The 15,787-nt window shown below is 70.6% G+C and carries 10 protein-coding genes; 7 read left to right on the forward strand and 3 right to left on the reverse strand.

From position 1 onward, the window contains the following. Positions 1–171: 171 nt before the first annotated feature. The 6 genes from VZL07_RS09625 (at position 172) to VZL07_RS09650 (ending at position 8,159) form a co-directional block, all read left to right on the forward strand. A complete protein-coding gene (locus tag VZL07_RS09625; RefSeq protein ID WP_426755127.1) occupies positions 172–3,315 on the forward strand; it encodes a DUF4175 family protein in 3,144 nt (1,047 codons plus the stop codon). Next, positions 3,312–5,108 carry a peptidase MA family metallohydrolase gene (locus tag VZL07_RS09630; protein ID WP_426755129.1) on the forward strand — a complete coding sequence of 599 codons (1,797 nt, stop codon included), beginning with the start codon at positions 3,312–3,314 and terminating at the stop codon, positions 5,106–5,108. The genes VZL07_RS09625 and VZL07_RS09630 overlap by 4 nt, the downstream gene beginning before the upstream one ends. A gap of 443 nt (positions 5,109–5,551) precedes the next feature. Then, complete coding sequence (locus VZL07_RS09635) at positions 5,552–5,977, forward strand: DUF1622 domain-containing protein (RefSeq protein ID WP_426755131.1); 426 nt, start codon at positions 5,552–5,554, stop codon at positions 5,975–5,977. Positions 5,978–6,150: 173 nt separating this feature from the next. After that, positions 6,151–6,840, forward strand: a complete 690-nt coding sequence (locus tag VZL07_RS09640) for a DUF4142 domain-containing protein (RefSeq protein WP_426755133.1) — start codon at positions 6,151–6,153, stop codon at positions 6,838–6,840. Between the two features lie 279 nt (positions 6,841–7,119). Then, positions 7,120–7,794, forward strand: coding sequence for a DUF4142 domain-containing protein (locus VZL07_RS09645; RefSeq protein WP_426755135.1), 675 nt, complete (start codon positions 7,120–7,122; stop codon positions 7,792–7,794). Between the two features lie 86 nt (positions 7,795–7,880). Next, on the forward strand, positions 7,881–8,159 hold the full coding sequence (locus VZL07_RS09650) for a hypothetical protein (RefSeq protein WP_426755137.1): 279 nt from the start codon (positions 7,881–7,883) through the stop codon (positions 8,157–8,159). A gap of 65 nt (positions 8,160–8,224) precedes the next feature. On the opposite strand, the gene VZL07_RS09655 is transcribed toward VZL07_RS09650, so the two are convergent. After that, entirely contained in the window at positions 8,225–10,261 is a 2,037-nt protein-coding gene (locus VZL07_RS09655) for an LpqB family beta-propeller domain-containing protein (protein WP_426755139.1), read from the reverse strand. Positions 10,262–10,450: 189 nt separating this feature from the next. On the opposite strand from VZL07_RS09655, the gene VZL07_RS09660 reads away from it, so the two are divergent. Continuing rightward, the gene (locus VZL07_RS09660; protein ID WP_426755141.1) at positions 10,451–11,071 is read left to right on the forward strand and encodes a DsbA family oxidoreductase; all 621 of its coding nucleotides are present in this window, start codon (positions 10,451–10,453) and stop codon (positions 11,069–11,071) included. A 6-nt stretch (positions 11,072–11,077) separates the two neighbouring features. Here the strand turns inward: VZL07_RS09660 and fliB are convergent, their stop codons facing one another. Next, a complete protein-coding gene (gene fliB, locus VZL07_RS09665) occupies positions 11,078–12,358 on the reverse strand; it encodes a flagellin lysine-N-methylase (RefSeq protein WP_426755143.1) in 1,281 nt (426 codons plus the stop codon). Positions 12,359–12,367: 9 nt separating this feature from the next. After that, on the reverse strand, positions 12,368–15,787 hold the full coding sequence (locus tag VZL07_RS09670; protein ID WP_426755145.1) for a TIGR02266 family protein: 3,420 nt from the start codon (positions 15,785–15,787) through the stop codon (positions 12,368–12,370).

Consider the following 15,787-nt stretch of genomic DNA (forward strand, 5'->3'; position numbering starts at 1 on the left):
GCGTTACCTCCCGGACCCTCGCCCCCACGCCTCCTTCCAGCGCCAGACACCCGGAGCCCGTCATGCGGGCCTCCGGGTCGTTATCCTTCGCGGGAAGGGAGTGGCTGCTAGAAAATCGGGAAATAGGCCGCCCCTCCAGGGGTTGCCTCGCCACGGAGCGGACAGGACAGCGTGAATCTCGACACCCCGCAGAGCCCAGGCCCCGAGCTACCGCCCCCGCCCCCTCCTCCGCCGTCCACTCCCGCCTCCCGGGCGCGGCCCTCCCTGGAGGCCCCTGGCGTGGAGGCCCTGCTCGCCTCCGTCCGCTCCCGCCAGCGCCGCTACCTGTGGCTCCAGGGGGGAATGCTGGGCGTGGCCTCCACGGCGTTGCTGCTTTCGGCCGGAGGCTTCCTGGCGCTGGTGGCTCCCCGCGCGGGGGCGTCCCTGCTGTGGCTGGCGCTGCCGGTGGGCGTGGCGGTGGCCTGCGTCTTCGGCCTGTGGCTGGCCCAGCGCCGCGTGGGCGATGACATCCTCACCGCGCGGCTGGTGGGCGAGAAGCGCCCGGAGCTGTCCCTGGACGTGCTCGCCGCGGTGGAGCTGATGCGCGAGCCGGACGCGCCGGGCAATGGCTCGCCGGAGCTGGCCGGCGCCTTCCTGCAGCAGATGGACACGCGCGCCCGCACGGTGGACGCGCGCTCGGTGGTGGACAGCCGTCCGGTGCGCCATGTGGCCCTGGGCGCGGGTGGCGTGCTGCTGGCCCTGCTGGTGCTGATGGGCGTGCTCGGCGGCCGCTGGTCCGCGGGCCTGGCGCGCATCCGGGCCGTGGCGGCGACGCCCAAGGCCCAGGCCCAGGTGGAGCCCATCACCGGCGACATCGAGCTGACGTACCGCTACCCCGCCTATACGGGCCTCGCGCCGCGCACGGTGCAGGGGACGAACGGCGAGGTGAGCGCGCCAGCGGGAACGGAGGTCGTGCTGAAGACGCGCTCGGACCGCCCGGTGGAGCGCGCGGAGCTGGTGGTCAACGACCAGGCGCTGCCGCTGAAGGTGACGGGCAACCGCGACCTGGAGGGCAGCTTCGTCGCGAAGCAGTCCGGCCACTACCACTTCGCCTTCTACGGCGCGCGGGACAAGGCGCTCGCGGTGGGCCCGGACATCGCGCTCACCGTGGAGGCGGACAAGGCGCCCGAGGTGTCGCTGCTGACGCCCACGGTGGAGCTGGAGGTGGACCCGGGAGACCAGGTGGCGCTCAAGTACGAGGCCTCGGACGACTACGGCCTGTCCGGCATGGCGCTCGTCTTCCGCACGCCCGGCGCCCAGCAGGAGACGCGGGTGCCGCTGCCGCGCGAGGACGGCCGCCGCATGCGGGGCACGTACACCTGGGATCTGGGCAACCTCAAGCTCGACCCGGGCGACCGGATTACCTACTACGTGGAGGCGCGGGACAACGACGCGGTGGAGGGCCCCAAGAAGGGCGTCAGCCGCACGCAGGTGCTGCGCGTCTACTCCGCCGCCGAGCACCGCCGCGCCGCGCTGGAGAAGACGGAGCTGCTGTGGGGCCGGATGGTGGACCACCTCGCGGACCGGCTGGAGGGGCCGGAGCGCGCGAAGCAGAAGGACCCGCAGGCCATCACCGCCGGGGCCAGCGTGGACACCAGCGGCGAGAGCCTCGTCGCCGACATGAAGGCGCTGGCCCAGGAGCTGGCGCGCGAGCGGGACGTGCCCACCGAGCTGGTCTCCGCGCTGAGCAACATCTCCGAGTCGCTGGGCAGCCACATCCGCGGCACCGCGGAGCTGCGCCGCCTCTACCTGCGCACGCAGCGCGCCCGCGGCGAGGACTGGGGCACCGGCAACCGCCTCACCGCCGTGGTCAACGAGGAGATTGTGGAGCTGGAGAAGGACATCCTCTACCTGGAGTCGCTGCTCGACCGGCAGAAGCTGGAGGCGCTCCAGGAGATGGCCAAGCAGCTCTCCAACGAGCGGCGCGAGCTGGCCAGCCTCATCGAGCAGTACAAGTCCAACCCGGACGAGGCCGCGCGCCAGGCGGTGATGGAGCAGATTCAGCAGCTCAAGTCCCGCATCCAGGAGCTGATGCAGCGCATGGCGGAGATGCGCAAGGGCATCCGCGACGAGCACCTCAACGCCGAGGCCCTGTCCGAGATGATGAAGGACCAGGACCTGCGCAGCGCGCTCGACGACGTGGAGAAGCTGATGCGCGAGGGCAAGGCGGACGAGGCCCTGGCGAAGCTCCAGGAGCTGGGCATGCAGATGGACGAGATGCTCGAGAACCTGGACCAGGCGGGCGACGAGTTCGGCGGCGAGCAGTACCCCGAGCTGGCCGAGAAGTTCGGCAAGTTCATGGAGGAGCTCCAGGACACGGTGCAGGAGCAGCAGCGCGTCGCGGACCAGACGCGCCAGCTTCGCGACCAGGCGCGCTCGCAGAACCGCGAGCGGCTGGCGGAGAAGGGCGAGTCCATCAAGGACAGCCTGATGCGCAAGGTGCAGCAGGCGCAGGAGAGCTACAAGGCGCTGGAGCCCGGCCAGCTCAACAGCCGCGCCGCGCGGCCGCTGGAGGAGGCCCAGGCGGAGCTCAAGAACGTGGAGAACGCGCTGAAGGTCAACGACTACGACCTGGCGGCCGAGGCGGCGGCGCGGGCGGAGGACGCGGCCCGGCAGCTGTCGATGATGGGCGAGCAGCAGCGCCACCTGGACGAGATGTTCGGCAATCCGGAAGAGGTGGTGAAGCAGTCCACGGAGCTGGCGCAGCGCCTGGGCCGCGACGCGCGCAACGTGTCCGAGGTGAACCGGCAGCTCCAGTCCCTCTTCCCGCCTCCGGGCTCGCAGCTGTCGTCGCAGGAGAAGCAGCAGCTCCAGCAGCTCAGCGAGCAGCAGTCGCAGCTGGAGGAGCGCGCGCAGGGCCTGCGCCAGCAGATGGAGGAGATGCAGCAGATGGCGCCCATCTTCGGCGAGGAGGCCACGCAGCAGATGGAGGGCGCCGGCCAGCGCATGGGCGAGGCCGCCCGGCGGATGCAGGGCAAGGACCCGGGCCGTGGCTACGGCGAGCAGCAGGCGGCGCTGGAGGGCCTGCGCCAGTTCCAGCAGCAGATGCAGGAGGGCCAGCGCGGCGGCAAGGGCGGGCTCCCGCTCCCCATGGGCATGGGCCGCCGCCAGCAGGGCAACGGGAGGGACCCGAAGCAGAAGGTGGAGCTGCCGGATGAGGACGCCTTCCAGGCGCCGAAGGAGTTCCGCAAGGACCTGCTGGACGCGATGAAGCAGGGCGCTCCGGAGAAGTACCGGGAGCAGGTGAAGCGCTACTACGAGGAGCTGGTGAAGTGAGCCGCCACGCGCTGAAGCAACCGTCCGGACAGCTTGCCTGGGTCCGGGCCCTCTTCGCGGCCCTGGCCGTGAGCGCCTTCTGCGCGCCGCACGCGGCGTGGGCCCAGGATGCCTCGCTCAAGGAAGAGGTGAAGGAGCGGCTGGGCCGCGTGGAGACGGAGCTGGACGACTGGGACGTCCCCGGCGCCCGGCGCGAGCTGGCCGAGGTGGAGAAGCTGCTCCCCGCCGACGTCGAGCCGCTGAAGTACTACCAGGGCCGGGTGGCCTTCGAGGAAGGCCGCTACGACGACGCGGTGGCGCTGCTGGAGGGCGCCAACATCGAGGACAAGCCGGGCAGCTACCTGCGCCTGGCCAAGGACACGCGCGACATCACGAAGGCCCACCAGCGCGCGGAGAGCGAGCACTTCATCTTCCTGTACCCCAAGGGGAAGGAGGAGGTGCTGGTGCCCTATGCGCTGGAGACGCTGGAGGCCATCCACCGCGCGATGAAGGAGGACCTCGGCTGGACGCCGCCGGGCGGCAAGATTCGCGTGGAGGTGGTGAGCAACGCGCGCGAGCTGTCGAAGGTGAGCACGCTGACGGAGAAGCAGATTGGCACCACGGGCACCATCGCCATCTGCAAGTTCAACAAGCTGATGGTGACCAGCCCCAAGGCGGTGGCGCGCGGCTACGACTGGCAGGACACGCTGGCGCACGAGTACATCCACCTGGTCATCAGCCAAATGAGCCGCAACACGGTGCCCATCTGGCTGCACGAGGGGCTGGCCAAGTTCCTGGAGTCGCGCTGGCGCGGCAAGGCGGGGCTGGCGATGACGCCCTCCACGCAGGCGCTGCTGGGCAAGCGGGTGAAGGCGGACACGCTCATCCCCTTCGAGAAGATGCACCCGTCGATTGCGCTGCTGCCCACGGCGGAGGACGCGGCCACCGCGTTCGCGGAGGTGTTCTACGCCATCGACTACATTCACAGCGTCAAGGGCAACGCGGGCCTGCGCGCCATCATCCAGGAGCTGAAGGCCGGGCAGAAGGACCGCAAGGCGGTGGAGACGGCGATGGGCATGCCCTTCCCGCTCTTCGAGAAGTCCTGGCTGGCGCACATCAAGAAGCAGCCCTTCCCCACCGAGCTGTTGCCGCGCGAGGACCGGGTGGTGCTGAAGGAAGACGCCAAGGGCCAGGTGAAGGACGAGAGCGAGAAGAAGGGGCGTGAAATCTCCTTCGGCGACTTCCAGGAGGTGACGGAGGTCCCCGCGCGCAAGTTCGCGCACCTGGGTGAGCTGCTGCGCGAGCGCAACCGCGTGAAGGCCGCGGCGGAGGAGTACGCCAAGGCGCACGAGCTGGTGGGCGACAAGTACGAGTCGGTGTCCAACAAGTACGCGCTGGCCCTGCTGGAGCTGCGGCGGCTGGACGAGGCGGAGCGCGTGCTGCGCGGCAGCCTGCGCGTGCACCCGGGCTCGCCGTCGACGAACGTCCACCTGGGCCGCATCCTGCTGTACCGGAAGGACTACTCGAAGGCGAAGACGGCCTACCTGGAGGCGCTGGCGTCGGACCCGTTCGACCCGGAAATCCACCTGGCCCTCACGCGCATCCACGGCTCGCTGGGCGAGACGGAGCTGGCGGGGCGAGCGCGGCAGGCGAGCGCGCTGCTCACGGGCCTCAAGGTCGACGAGGTGGACCGGGTGGCCCAGCAGTTCCTCCGGGAGGAAGGCGAGCTGTCGGAGATGAACGTGTCCGGCACGCCGGACACGGGGGCGCCGAAGGACGCGGCGCAGCCCGAGAAGCCGGACGCGGGGAACTGAGAGGCTCAGAGCCCCGGCGTCGCGTCCGTGCCTGCGCGCTGGAGGGGAGGCGCCGCATCGCCGAACCAGGAGCCCTCTGAATGCAGATGCCTTCGGCCTCACAGCCGCCTGGCGTGCGGCCGAAGGCGCAGGAATCCCGCGCTGCGGTGGGCTCAATCGGATGCAGGCGCTGGATGTGTTGCCCGCATGCGAGGCTTGTGGCGCGTGGGACGCGGTCAGGCAGCGACTTTCCTCCTGCCCTTGGGGACACTGATTCCCGGGCGCTCGAACCGCTCATCGCGGCGCGCAGCAATGGCTATCCAGCGAGCCGCTCGCGTGAGGCATGGAAGCACCTCGAAGGCGCCATGGACCGGAGGCTCTCAGCAGCCGGGCCATCGGCCCTTGGACCGGCCGCTCGGTAGACCGACGCCCTTCAATGCCTAGCTTCCCGCATGCGAGGCTCGATGGAGGTCCATTCCCTCATCTCGCTGGCCGCCCAGTTCATGGAATGGGCGGGCGTGGGCACCATGGTGCTGGGCGCCGTCTTCGCCCTCGTCCTGCTCGCCACGCGGCAGCGGCTCTCCACCAGTGAGGCCTACCGCCGCTTCCGGCTCGACCTGGGCCGCGCCATCCTGCTGGGCCTGGAGTTCCTCGTCGCCGCCGACATCATCCGCACCGTCAGCCAGCGCCCGACGCTGGATGGCGTGCTGGTGCTCGGGCTCATCGTCCTCATCCGGACCTTCCTCAGCTTCACCCTCACCGTGGAGCTCGAGGGACGCTGGCCCTGGCAGCATGCTCCGGAGACAAGCCGGCCCGCCCCAGGCGTGCCCCCTGCCCCGCCGCCACACAGAAGGAATCCGGAGCACGAAGTGCGCCCTCCCAGCCACTGAACGCGGTCTCGGTCTCCAGTGCAACGCCACTGTCGGGCAACGCACCCGGTCCCGAACCAAGCGTGCATTCCCATGCAACAACGCCAGCCCTCCCCACCCCACCGCCCAATGCCCAATTCAAGGTGCGCTTCGCGGTCGATGCGACACCTCACACGTACCAGGAGATGCAAGACATGAAGCGGACCTTCCAGGGAGTCATCCTCGCCACGTCACTGCTGACCGGCGGCCTGTCATTTGCGCAGGACAACACACAAGGCAAGGCCTCCGCACAGAAAGGCATGGTGGAGTACCGGGGCTTCATGGCTCCGACGGACGAGCGGGCCCTGCTGGAGCGGCTGCACTACACCAACCAGCAGGAAATCATGCTCGGCAAGCTCGCCCAGCAGAACGCACAGAGCCCGGAGGTGAAGTCCTTCGCCGACATGATGGTGAAGGACCACACGGCCATGGACCAGAAGCTCATGACCTATGCTCAGAGCAAGGGCATGAAGCTCTCCGACAAGCCCCGGCCCATGAACGACATGGAGAAGAAGGCCATGGCGCAGGACCAGGCGACGATGGAGGAACTCAAGACGCTCAAGGGGCTCCCCTTCGACTCCTGTTACATGGCCGGGCAGGTCGGCGACCATGACGCCGCGCTGGGCAAGGTGCTGGCCGCCCGGCAAGGCATGCCCAACGCTCCGGCCGAGGTCTCCGCCATGCTCCAGGAAGCCAGTCAGAAGATGCCAGCCCACCGCGAGCAGGCCTGGACCATCCTCGGCAAGCTCGGGAGCTCCATGGGCGTGGGCGGCTCCGGTACCCCGGGCGACACCATGGACCACGGCGACATGGACCACGGCACCTCGGGAACGCCAACGAAGTAGGCGGCACGTCCCGGCAGGGCGCGGCGCCCGCCGGTCTGGCGGCCCGCGCCCGCCCGCATGGCGGGGGTGCCCATGCGCCCCGGGCCTCCCGGGGCCGTTCAGGTGAAGCACTCAACGCACGGCCTGCGACGGACAGGCAGCAGCACCGTCATCCGCCGCACCCTGCCCTTCCCTCCCGTGAAGTGGCGCACGAACGTGTCTCCTCTCGCCGTGCATCCCGCTCCGACGCCGCTCCAACGTGCGCGCCCGCATTTCTCCACGCACAAGGAGCCGCACGCCATGAAGCATCCCCTCCCGGGGCTCGTCCTCGCCGCCTCGCTGTTCACCCAGGGCATCTCGTTCGCGCAGTCCGGCGTTCCCGACAGCCCGCCCTCCGCGCAGGACACCGTGTCCGTGCAGAAGGGCATGGCCACGTACCGCGGCTACACCGCCCCCACGGACGAGAAGGCGCTGCTCGACCGGCTGCACTACGCGAACCAGCAGGAAATCAAGGCGGGCCAGCTCGCCCAGCAGCGCTCGCAGAACGCGGACGTGAAGGCCTTCGGCGCCATCATGATGAAGGCGCACACCGCGCTGGACCAGAAGCTCACGTCCTATGCGCGCAGCAAGGGCCTGAAGCTGGCGGAGACGCCCAAGGCCATGAACGACGCGGAGGAAGCCTCCATGGCCAAGGACAAGGCCACCCTGGAGCAACTCCAGGTCATCAACGGCGCCCCCTTCGACTCGGCCTATCTGTCGTCACAGGTCGCGAACCACGACGCCGTCCTGGGCCTGGTCCTCACCGCCCAGAAGGCCATGCCCAAGGCCTCCCCGGAGCTCTCCGCCATGCTCCAGGACCTCGGCAAGCAGGTGCCCGCCCACCGGCAGCAGGCCTGGAACATGCTGGGCAAGCTGGGAGACAGCACCGGCGTGGGTGGCTCCGGGCAGCAGCCCCCGCCATCTCCGGAGCACTGACCCGCGAGACACGGCGCACCTTCACACGCCGCACACCCGCGCTGCCCACGGATGAAGGCCGGCCCTCGTGAGGGCATGATGGTGCCATGATGAATCGGACGCTGCCCCTGACCTTTCTCGTCACCGTGAGCGCGCTGCTGTCCGGCTGCTTCAGCGACACGGACACCATCTGCGAGAGGCGGAAGGAGTGTTTCACGGACACGCTCAACGTCCAGTCGTGCGAAGACGACCTCCGCGCCTGGATGGAGCAGCAGGACCAGGACCGCCGCCGGGAAACGCTCGCCTACTGCGCGGACTGCGTCAGCAGCCGGACCTGTTCGCAGATTCGCACCGCCTGCATCGGCGCCTGCAACGGCGTTCCCTGAGCCCCAAGACAACGGGGCCCGCATCTTCCGACGCGGGCCCCGAGCACGACGACGTCACACCGCGGCTACTTGCGCGTCCACTGGTCCAGCCAGCCCAGGACCTCGTCGTGCCACTGCACGCTGTTGGCCGGGCGCAGCACCCAGTGGTTCTCCTCCGGGAAGTAGAGCAGCTTGGACGGAATGCCCTTGCGCTGGAGCGCCGTGAAGGTGCCCAGGCCCTGCGTCTCCACCACGCGGAAGTCCTGGCCGCCGTGGATGACCATCATCGGCGTCTTCCACTTCGCGACGTGCTCGATCGGGTTGTGCTTGCTGTAGCCCGCCGGGTTCTCCCACGGCGTGCCCTTGTGCTCCCACTCCGGGAACCACAGCTCCTCGGTGTCGAAGTAGCCCATGCGCTCGTCGAGGATGCCGTCGTGGTTGACGAGGCACTTGAAGCCGTCCGGCCAGTTGCCCGCAATCCAGTTGATCATGTACCCGCCGTAGCTGGCTCCCAGCGCGCACATCTTGTCCTGGTTGATGAAGCTGTAGCGCTTGAGCGCGGCGGCCAGGCCCTTCTGCAGGTCCTCGAACGGCTTGCCACCCCAGTCATCGGAGATGGAGTCCGTGAAGGCCTGCCCGTAGCCCGTGGAGCCGTGGAAGTCGACCATGACGGCCACGTAGCCACGCCCCGCGTACACCTGCGGGTTCCACCGGTAATGGAAGTGGTTGCCGAACGAACCCTGCGGACCGCCGTGGATGAGGAAGGCCAGCGGGTACTTCTTCTTCGGGTCGAAGTTCACCGGCTTCACGACGTAGGCGTAGACCGTCTCGTTGTTCCAGCCGGGGAACGAGAACTGCTCGAAGCCACCGAAGCGGATGCGCGCCAGCGCGTCCTGGTTCACCTGGGTGAGCTGACGCGAGCCCGAGCCGTCCGCGTTCATCACGTGCAGGTCCGCGGGCGAGTCCAGGTCGTCGTACACGTAGACGATGCGGCCACCCGCCGCGGGCTGCGGCGCGTCCGCGCTGCCTTCCTTCGTGAGCTGGGTGGGCTTGCCCGTGGCCACGTCCAGCGCGAAGACGGGCTGCTGGCCGATGTGCCCGGCGCTCGCGTACAGCGTCTTGCCGTCCGGGCTCCACGCGAGGCTGCCGACGGAGCGGTCCCAGTCCTGGGTGAGCACGCGCTCCTGGCCACCCGGCCACGTGCGCAGGATGACGCGGTAGCGGTCCGCCTCGAAGCCGGGGCGGGACATGGCCAGGTACGCCAGCGTCTTGCCGTCCGGGCTGAAGACGGGGCTGGTGTCGGTGGCGCGGTTCTTCTCCGTCAGCTTGCGCGGCTTCGTCTTGCCGTCGATGGGCGCGACGAAGAGGTCCAGGTCCGTGGACCAGGCCTCGGCGCGGCCCACGTCACGCGCGGCGAAGACGATGCTCTTGTTGTCCGGCGTGAAGGTGAACTCCTCCGCGCCGCCGAAGGGCTTGGAGGGGCTGTCCGCGTCCATGCCCTTCATCACGTCCACGGGCGCGCCGCCGGCCACGGGGACGACGAAGACGTGCGAGCGCCGCCCGTCCTTCCACGTGTCCCAGTGACGGACGAAGAGCTTGTCATACGTGCGGCCGGTGGCCTTGCGCTTGGAGCGCTCCTCCTCGCGCTGCGTGTTGCACTCCAGCGTGGGGCAGTCCGGGAAGACCTCCAGCGCCACGGCCAGGCGCGTGCCGTCCGGCGACAGGCGGAAGGCGCCCACGTCCAGGGGCAGCTTCGTCACCTGCACGGCCTCGCCGCCGTCCACGGGCAGGCGCCACACCTGCGACGAGCCGCCGCGCGAGGACAGGAAGAAGAGGCTCTTTCCGTCCGGCGCCCAGGTGGGCTCGGAGTCCCCCGCCGGATGCGAGGTGAGCTGGCGCGGCGCGGCGTTTCCGTCGACGCCGACGAGCCACAGGTCGGTGAGCCCCCGGTTGGCCTCCATGTCCGTGGTGCGCAGGACGTAGGCGACCTGCTTCCCATCCGGAGAGACGCGCGGGCTGCTCAGCCGGCGCATCGTAATCATGTCGTGGTGGGTGAATGGCTGGGGCCGGGCCGGCGCCGGGGTAGCGCCCAGGGCCAGGGCCGCGAGAAGCGACAGCGGCAAGGCAGTCTCCTGGTTCAGTCGCCCCGCGGTCACCCCACCCGAGGGGTGCGTCACGGGCACGGTTGTCGGAGGTGGACGCTGCCTGCTACGGCCCGCCCTGTCCACCTTCGCGTACCCGGGGTGCACCCGCACGCATTCGCGGCGCACTCCGTCATGACGCGGCGCCTCGACGCGGTTAGACACGGCCGCATGAGCGAGCCCGTCACCCTGCGCGTGTGGTCCGATTACGTCTGCCCCTGGTGCTACATCGGCTACGCCGAGGTCCAGAAGCTGAAGAAGGAGTACGACGTCCAGGTGGACTGGCGTCCCTTCTACCTGCGCCCGGAGACGCCTCCCGAGGGCCTGCCCCTCCCCGATTACGTGCGCGAGAAGATGAAGGACCCGAACAACCCGCTGAAGCTCCGCGCCCAGGCAGCCGGGCTCGCCCTGGTGATGCGGGACATCACCCCGTCCACCCGCCGCGCCCACGAGGCCACGGAGTACGCCCGCGAGCAGGGCAAGCTGGAGCCGTTCCACGGCGCCGTCCTGCGCCGCTACTGGAGCGAGGGTCAGGACCTCTGGCAGTGGGACACGCTCCGGGGCGCCGCCGAGGAGGCGGGCCTGGACCCGGACGCGATGCAGCGCGCAGTGGAAGACGGGCGCTACACGAAGGTCGTGGAGGACGCCATCCAGGAGGCGCGCACCCTCGGCGTCAGCGCGGTGCCCACCTTCGTCATCGGCGAGCGCTTCGGCCTCCAGGGCGCGCAGGAGTACCCCGTGTTCCAGGAAGCCATGCGCCGCCTGGGCGCGACGCCCCGCGCGCAGCGCTGAGGGGCCTCAGAGCCCCTTGAGCAGCACGAGCATCCGGCCGAGCGTCTCGGCGCCCCCGCTCCCCGCCAGCCCCTGGGCGAGGGAGTGGAGCTGGGGCGCCTGCTCGACATGCTTGGCGATGAGCTGGAAGCACTCCACCGCCGAGGCGTCCAATCTCGAGCGCGCCTCCTCCGTGTCCGCCCCGCCCGCCGCGCAGAGCGCCACCACCGAGGGGTGACCGAAGAGCGTCCAGCAGAGGACCGCCTCGCGGAGCACCATGCGGAACACGTAGTCCAGCACGCCGGGCGCGTCCGTGAAGGGCCGGCGCAGCCAGTGATTCACAGCGTGGTGGCGGAAGTACTGCTCCACCCTCGCGGCCAAGCCGGGTGACAGCCGCGCGCGCCGCTCCGCGTGGAGACGCCAGGCGTTGTCAGGCACCAGGTCCGCGCCGCCGTAGGACTCCAGCACCAGGTCCACCAGCGTCAGGAAGCGCTCGCTCTGGACGGCGCCCCGGCGGGCCCTCAGCACGGTGGCGCAGATGCCTGCCCACGGGCCTCCCGGCAGGTCCAGCGCCGCGAAGCCATCGTGCAGCCCCGCCAGCGTCTCCGGCAGGGAGAACGCGTGCAGCACCTCTGTCAGCAGCGCCTCCGCGCCCTCGCGCGCGCCGCCGCGAAACACCTCCGTGCCCTGGAAGTAGAAGCCGTCCAGCCGGAGCCCCAGCTGCCCCAGCGCGAACAGCCGCGCGGCGAAGGGCAGCTCCTGACGCTGGAGCAGGGCCAGCGCGGTGGCGCGCACGGCGCTCGCATGCCGTGTCCACGCGTCCCCGGCGTCCGTGTCCAGAGGCCGCGCCGCCTCGGGACGGATGGCGAGCGACTCGGGCACCGGCACCGGCTCCACGGCGTCCTCCGCCAGCAGGCACAGGCGGGCCACCTCGGGACAGGCGAGCGAGCCGGCCACCTCCAGCCCGTGCATCCAGCGGGTGGCGACGCGGGGGAAGGTGGCGCAGGCGTCCGGCAGCGCGGGCTCGCCGTAGGCGCGGTGCAGAGAGCACGTCTTCCGCGCATCCAGGAACACGCAATGGCCGTCGTCGCGCTTCGCGATGACGGCCTCATCCCCGGGAGCAGCGCCGGGCTCGGAGCGGATGAAGGTGTCCACCCGCTCCGCGTCCGGGCCTCCCGCCACGGCTTCGCGCAGGCGGCGCAAGTGCGCCTCGCTGACGGGGACGACGAGCCCCGCGCAGCAGGTGTCCTCGCAGTCCTGCGCGAGGCACCGGAAGCGCGTCATGTACCGAGGCGCGGTGGCCGTCATGGCGGGAAGCTACTTCCGGCCCAGCGCCTTCTTCAGGAAGCCCCAGAAGCCACCCGCGCGTTCCTTGAGGTCGGCGCCGCGGCGCTCCTCGGCGGCCTTCACGGACTCCTTGCTGACCTGGAGCTGCTTCTGGAGCTCCTCGGGCGAGTAGCGCGTGGCCAGCGTGGCCTTCACTTCCTTGCGCGTGGAGTACTCGCGCGCCTCCACGTGCAGCACGCATTCGGAGTCGAGCTTGAGCGTCACCGCCACGCGCACGGAGCCCTTCGGGCCCTTGGGCAGGCCCTCGATGCGCACGGTGCCCAGGTACTCGTTGGCGGAGATGTGGCTGTCCTCGCCCTGGAAGATGGACAGCTCCAGCGCCTCCTCGTTGTCCTTCGTCGTGTTGATGGCGAAGGAGCGCTGCGCGGGCAGCGGGCTGTTGCGCTCGATGACACGCTTGAAGGCGCCGCCGGGCATGGCCACGCCCACCGTCATCGGCAGCACGTCGATGAGCACCACGCTGCTCACCTTGTCCACGGAGCCGGAGTAGAGCGCCGCGCCCAGGGCCACCGCCTCGTCCGCGTTGACGCTCGCCTGCGGCCCCTTGCCGAAGAGCGACTTGAGCTTGTCGCGCACCAGCGGCATGCGGCTCATGCCGCCCACGAGGATGATGTCGTCCACCTCGGAGGCCTTCAGCTTCGCGTCCAGGAGCACGTCGCGCACCACGTCGATGGTGCGGCTGAGCAGCGGCTCGCAGATCTTCTCCAGCTCCTGCCGGTTGAGGACGACGCGCAGGTCCCGCGGCCTGCCCGAGTCGTCCATCATCAACATCGGGATGTGGACCTCGAAGGTGCTGCGCTCGGACAGGCCCATCTTCGCGCGCTCGGCGGCGTCGCTCACGCGCGACAGGGCGATGCCGTCGCCCGTGAAGGCGATGCCCTCCTTCTCCTGGAAGCGCGCCAGCAGGTAGTCGACGATGAGGTTGTCGAAGTCGATACCGCCCAGGAAGATGTCGCCGCCGGTGCCGAGCACCTCGAAGACGTTCTTCTCGATTTTCAGAATCGTGGCGTCGAAGGTTCCGCCGCCCAGGTCGTAGACGAGCACCTTCTTGTTGAGCTCGCGGTTGAGGCCGTAGGCGAGCGCGGCGGAGGTGGGCTCGTTGAGGATGCGCTCCACCTTGAGGCCCGCGAGGATGCCGGACTTGCGCACGGCCTCACGCTGCGGCTCGGAGTAGTACGCGGGCACCGTCACCACCGCGCGCTCCACCTTCTGGTTGAGGTGGGCCTCCGCCATCTCCTTGCACTCGCGGAGGATGATGGCCTGCACCTCTTCCAGCGACAGCGCGGTGTCCGCCAGCCGCACGGCGGCGCGGCCCGCGGAGTCGGGGACGATGTCGTAGTGGAAGCGCTCGCGGACCTGGTTCACCACGGCGCTGTCATAGGGGCGCCCGACGAGCCGCTTCGCGCCGTAGATGGTGTGCTGGGGGCGCAGCACCAGCTGGTTCTTCGCCCGGTGGCTGACGAGCAGCTTGTTCTGCGCGTTGAGGGAGATGACGGAGGGGATGGTGTTGTAGCCCTCGCGCGAGCGCAGCACGATGGGCCGGCCGTTGGAGAGCAGCGCCACGCACGAGTTCGTGGTTCCCAGGTCGATGCCGATGACGGGCCCCGTGCCACTGAGCGGGCCCGGCGGGGGCAGGAACACCGTCTTCGGCAAGCCGTGCTCGTCGAGCGCGGGCGCCTGGGCGGGCGCCTTCGCCACGGCGGGCGCGAGCACCGTGGGCGTCGCCGATGGCTCGGGCGCACGGGGCGCCTCACGACGCACCTGCGGCAGCCCTTGCTGGGGCGGCGGAGGCGGAGCCACGGGCGGAGGCGGAGGCGGCCGGACCGCCGCGGGCGGCTGCGCGGGCGCGGGCGGAGGCACCGGCGCCGCGCGCGGAGGCGGCGGCGGGGCAACGGGAGGGGCCTCGGTCACGTCATCGGACAGGTCGAGATCGAACTCGATGCTGCCGCCCCCGGAGCGGGCCGCGGCCGGCGCGGGCGGCGGTGACGGCTTCCGCGTGTCCTCCGTCACGGCGAAGTCGAACTCGAAGGCGCCACCGCCGGAAACAGGCGCGGGCGGAGGCGCGCGCGGTGGGGGCGGCGGGGCGATGGGAGGCGCCTCGGTCACGTCGTCGGACAGGTCGAGGTCGAACTCGATGCTGCCGCCCCCGGAGCGGGCCGTGGCCGGCGCGGGCGGCGGCACCGGAGCACGTGGCTGCGGTGGCGCTGGAGGCCGAGCCACTGGCGGCGCGGGCTCGGCGTCGCTCAGGTCCAGGTCGAACTCGAAGGCGCCGCCCCCTGAGACGGCCGCGGGCGCGGTGGGAGCCGGCGCACGCGGTGGAGGCCGCGTGGCCGCGGGCTCCACGTCGCCCAGGTCCAGCTCGAACTCGAAGGCGCCGCCGCTCGCGGGGGCCACACTCGGCGGTGGCGGTGACGCGCGAGGCGGCTCCGCCACCACGTCGCCCAGGTCCAGCTCGAACTCCAGTGCCGCCCCGCCCGATGGCGCGGTGGACTGCGGCTCGACCTCCAGCGAGATGCCGACTTCGATGGGCGGCTCGTCGAGCGGCGCCCCCATGGCCACGGGGGCCTCGCTGGACGGGCTCTCGAGTTCGAACTCGAAGCCGGGCAGCGGCTCGTCGACCTCCGGCACCGCGGGCGGCGGGGGCGTGCTCGCGATGAGCTCGTCGAGCGGAATGTCCACGTCATCCGCGGCAACGGGAGGCGGCGGCGAATACGAGACGGGCACCCCGGTGGGCGCGGGCGCCGGAGAGAAATCGAAGGGCTCGTCCAGGGTGCCAGGCGCGGCCGCGTTGCTGTCCGGCTCGATGTCATCGAACAGCGAGTCGAGCCCCATGCCACCCGGCTCGGCGGGCGCGGGACGTGCGGGCGCCACGGGGCGCGGCTGCACCGGCGCCACGGGCGCGGGACGCGCCTGGACGGGAGGCACGGGCGCGGGGCGAGGCTGCATCGGCGCCACGGACGGCGCGACCGCGGGGGCCACGGCAGGCGCAATCGACGGGGCCACGGACGGCGCAATCGAGGGCAGCGGCTGGGCAGCGGGCCCGCCGGCATCCGCGACGGCCTTGCGCATCGTCATCATCTCGACGAGCGCGCGGCTCGACGTGTCCAGTTCCTCGAACTGGAGGCCCATGCCCGGGGGCCCCGCGGGGTCACCCACTTCACGGACCCAGCGGACCATCGCGGTGCCACGAAGCACGCGCACACCGCCGGCGATCTGCACCTCGAACTTGACGGGGGTCCCCACCGACTGCGGTGTGCGCGAGCGGATGAACATCCCACCCGGGCTCAGGTTCGTGGCGAACTCCTCCGCGAAGCTCCCCACGCTCTCATGTTTCAGCTTCACCAGCAGGCCAACTGCCTTCCTGTCCGTGGTGCGCCTGCCTTGATCCAT

Source organism: Pseudomyxococcus flavus (assembly GCF_050038885.1).
GTDB lineage: Bacteria > Myxococcota > Myxococcia > Myxococcales > Myxococcaceae > Myxococcus > Myxococcus flavus.

What these genes read in the sequence shown, in the direction of transcription:
- VZL07_RS09635 (WP_426755131.1), top strand. Translation starts at nt 5,552, where the DNA reads ATGGAGGTCCATTCCCTCATCTCGCTGGCCGCCCAGTTCATGGAATGG.
- VZL07_RS09640 (WP_426755133.1), top strand. Translation starts at nt 6,151, where the DNA reads ATGAAGCGGACCTTCCAGGGAGTCATCCTCGCCACGTCACTGCTGACC.
- VZL07_RS09645 (WP_426755135.1), top strand. Translation starts at nt 7,120, where the DNA reads ATGAAGCATCCCCTCCCGGGGCTCGTCCTCGCCGCCTCGCTGTTCACC.
- VZL07_RS09650 (WP_426755137.1), top strand. Translation starts at nt 7,881, where the DNA reads ATGATGAATCGGACGCTGCCCCTGACCTTTCTCGTCACCGTGAGCGCG.
- VZL07_RS09660 (WP_426755141.1), top strand. Translation starts at nt 10,451, where the DNA reads ATGAGCGAGCCCGTCACCCTGCGCGTGTGGTCCGATTACGTCTGCCCC.
- fliB (WP_426755143.1), bottom strand. Translation starts at nt 12,358, where the DNA reads ATGACGGCCACCGCGCCTCGGTACATGACGCGCTTCCGGTGCCTCGCG.
- VZL07_RS09670 (WP_426755145.1), bottom strand. Translation starts at nt 15,787, where the DNA reads ATGGATCAAGGCAGGCGCACCACGGACAGGAAGGCAGTTGGCCTGCTG.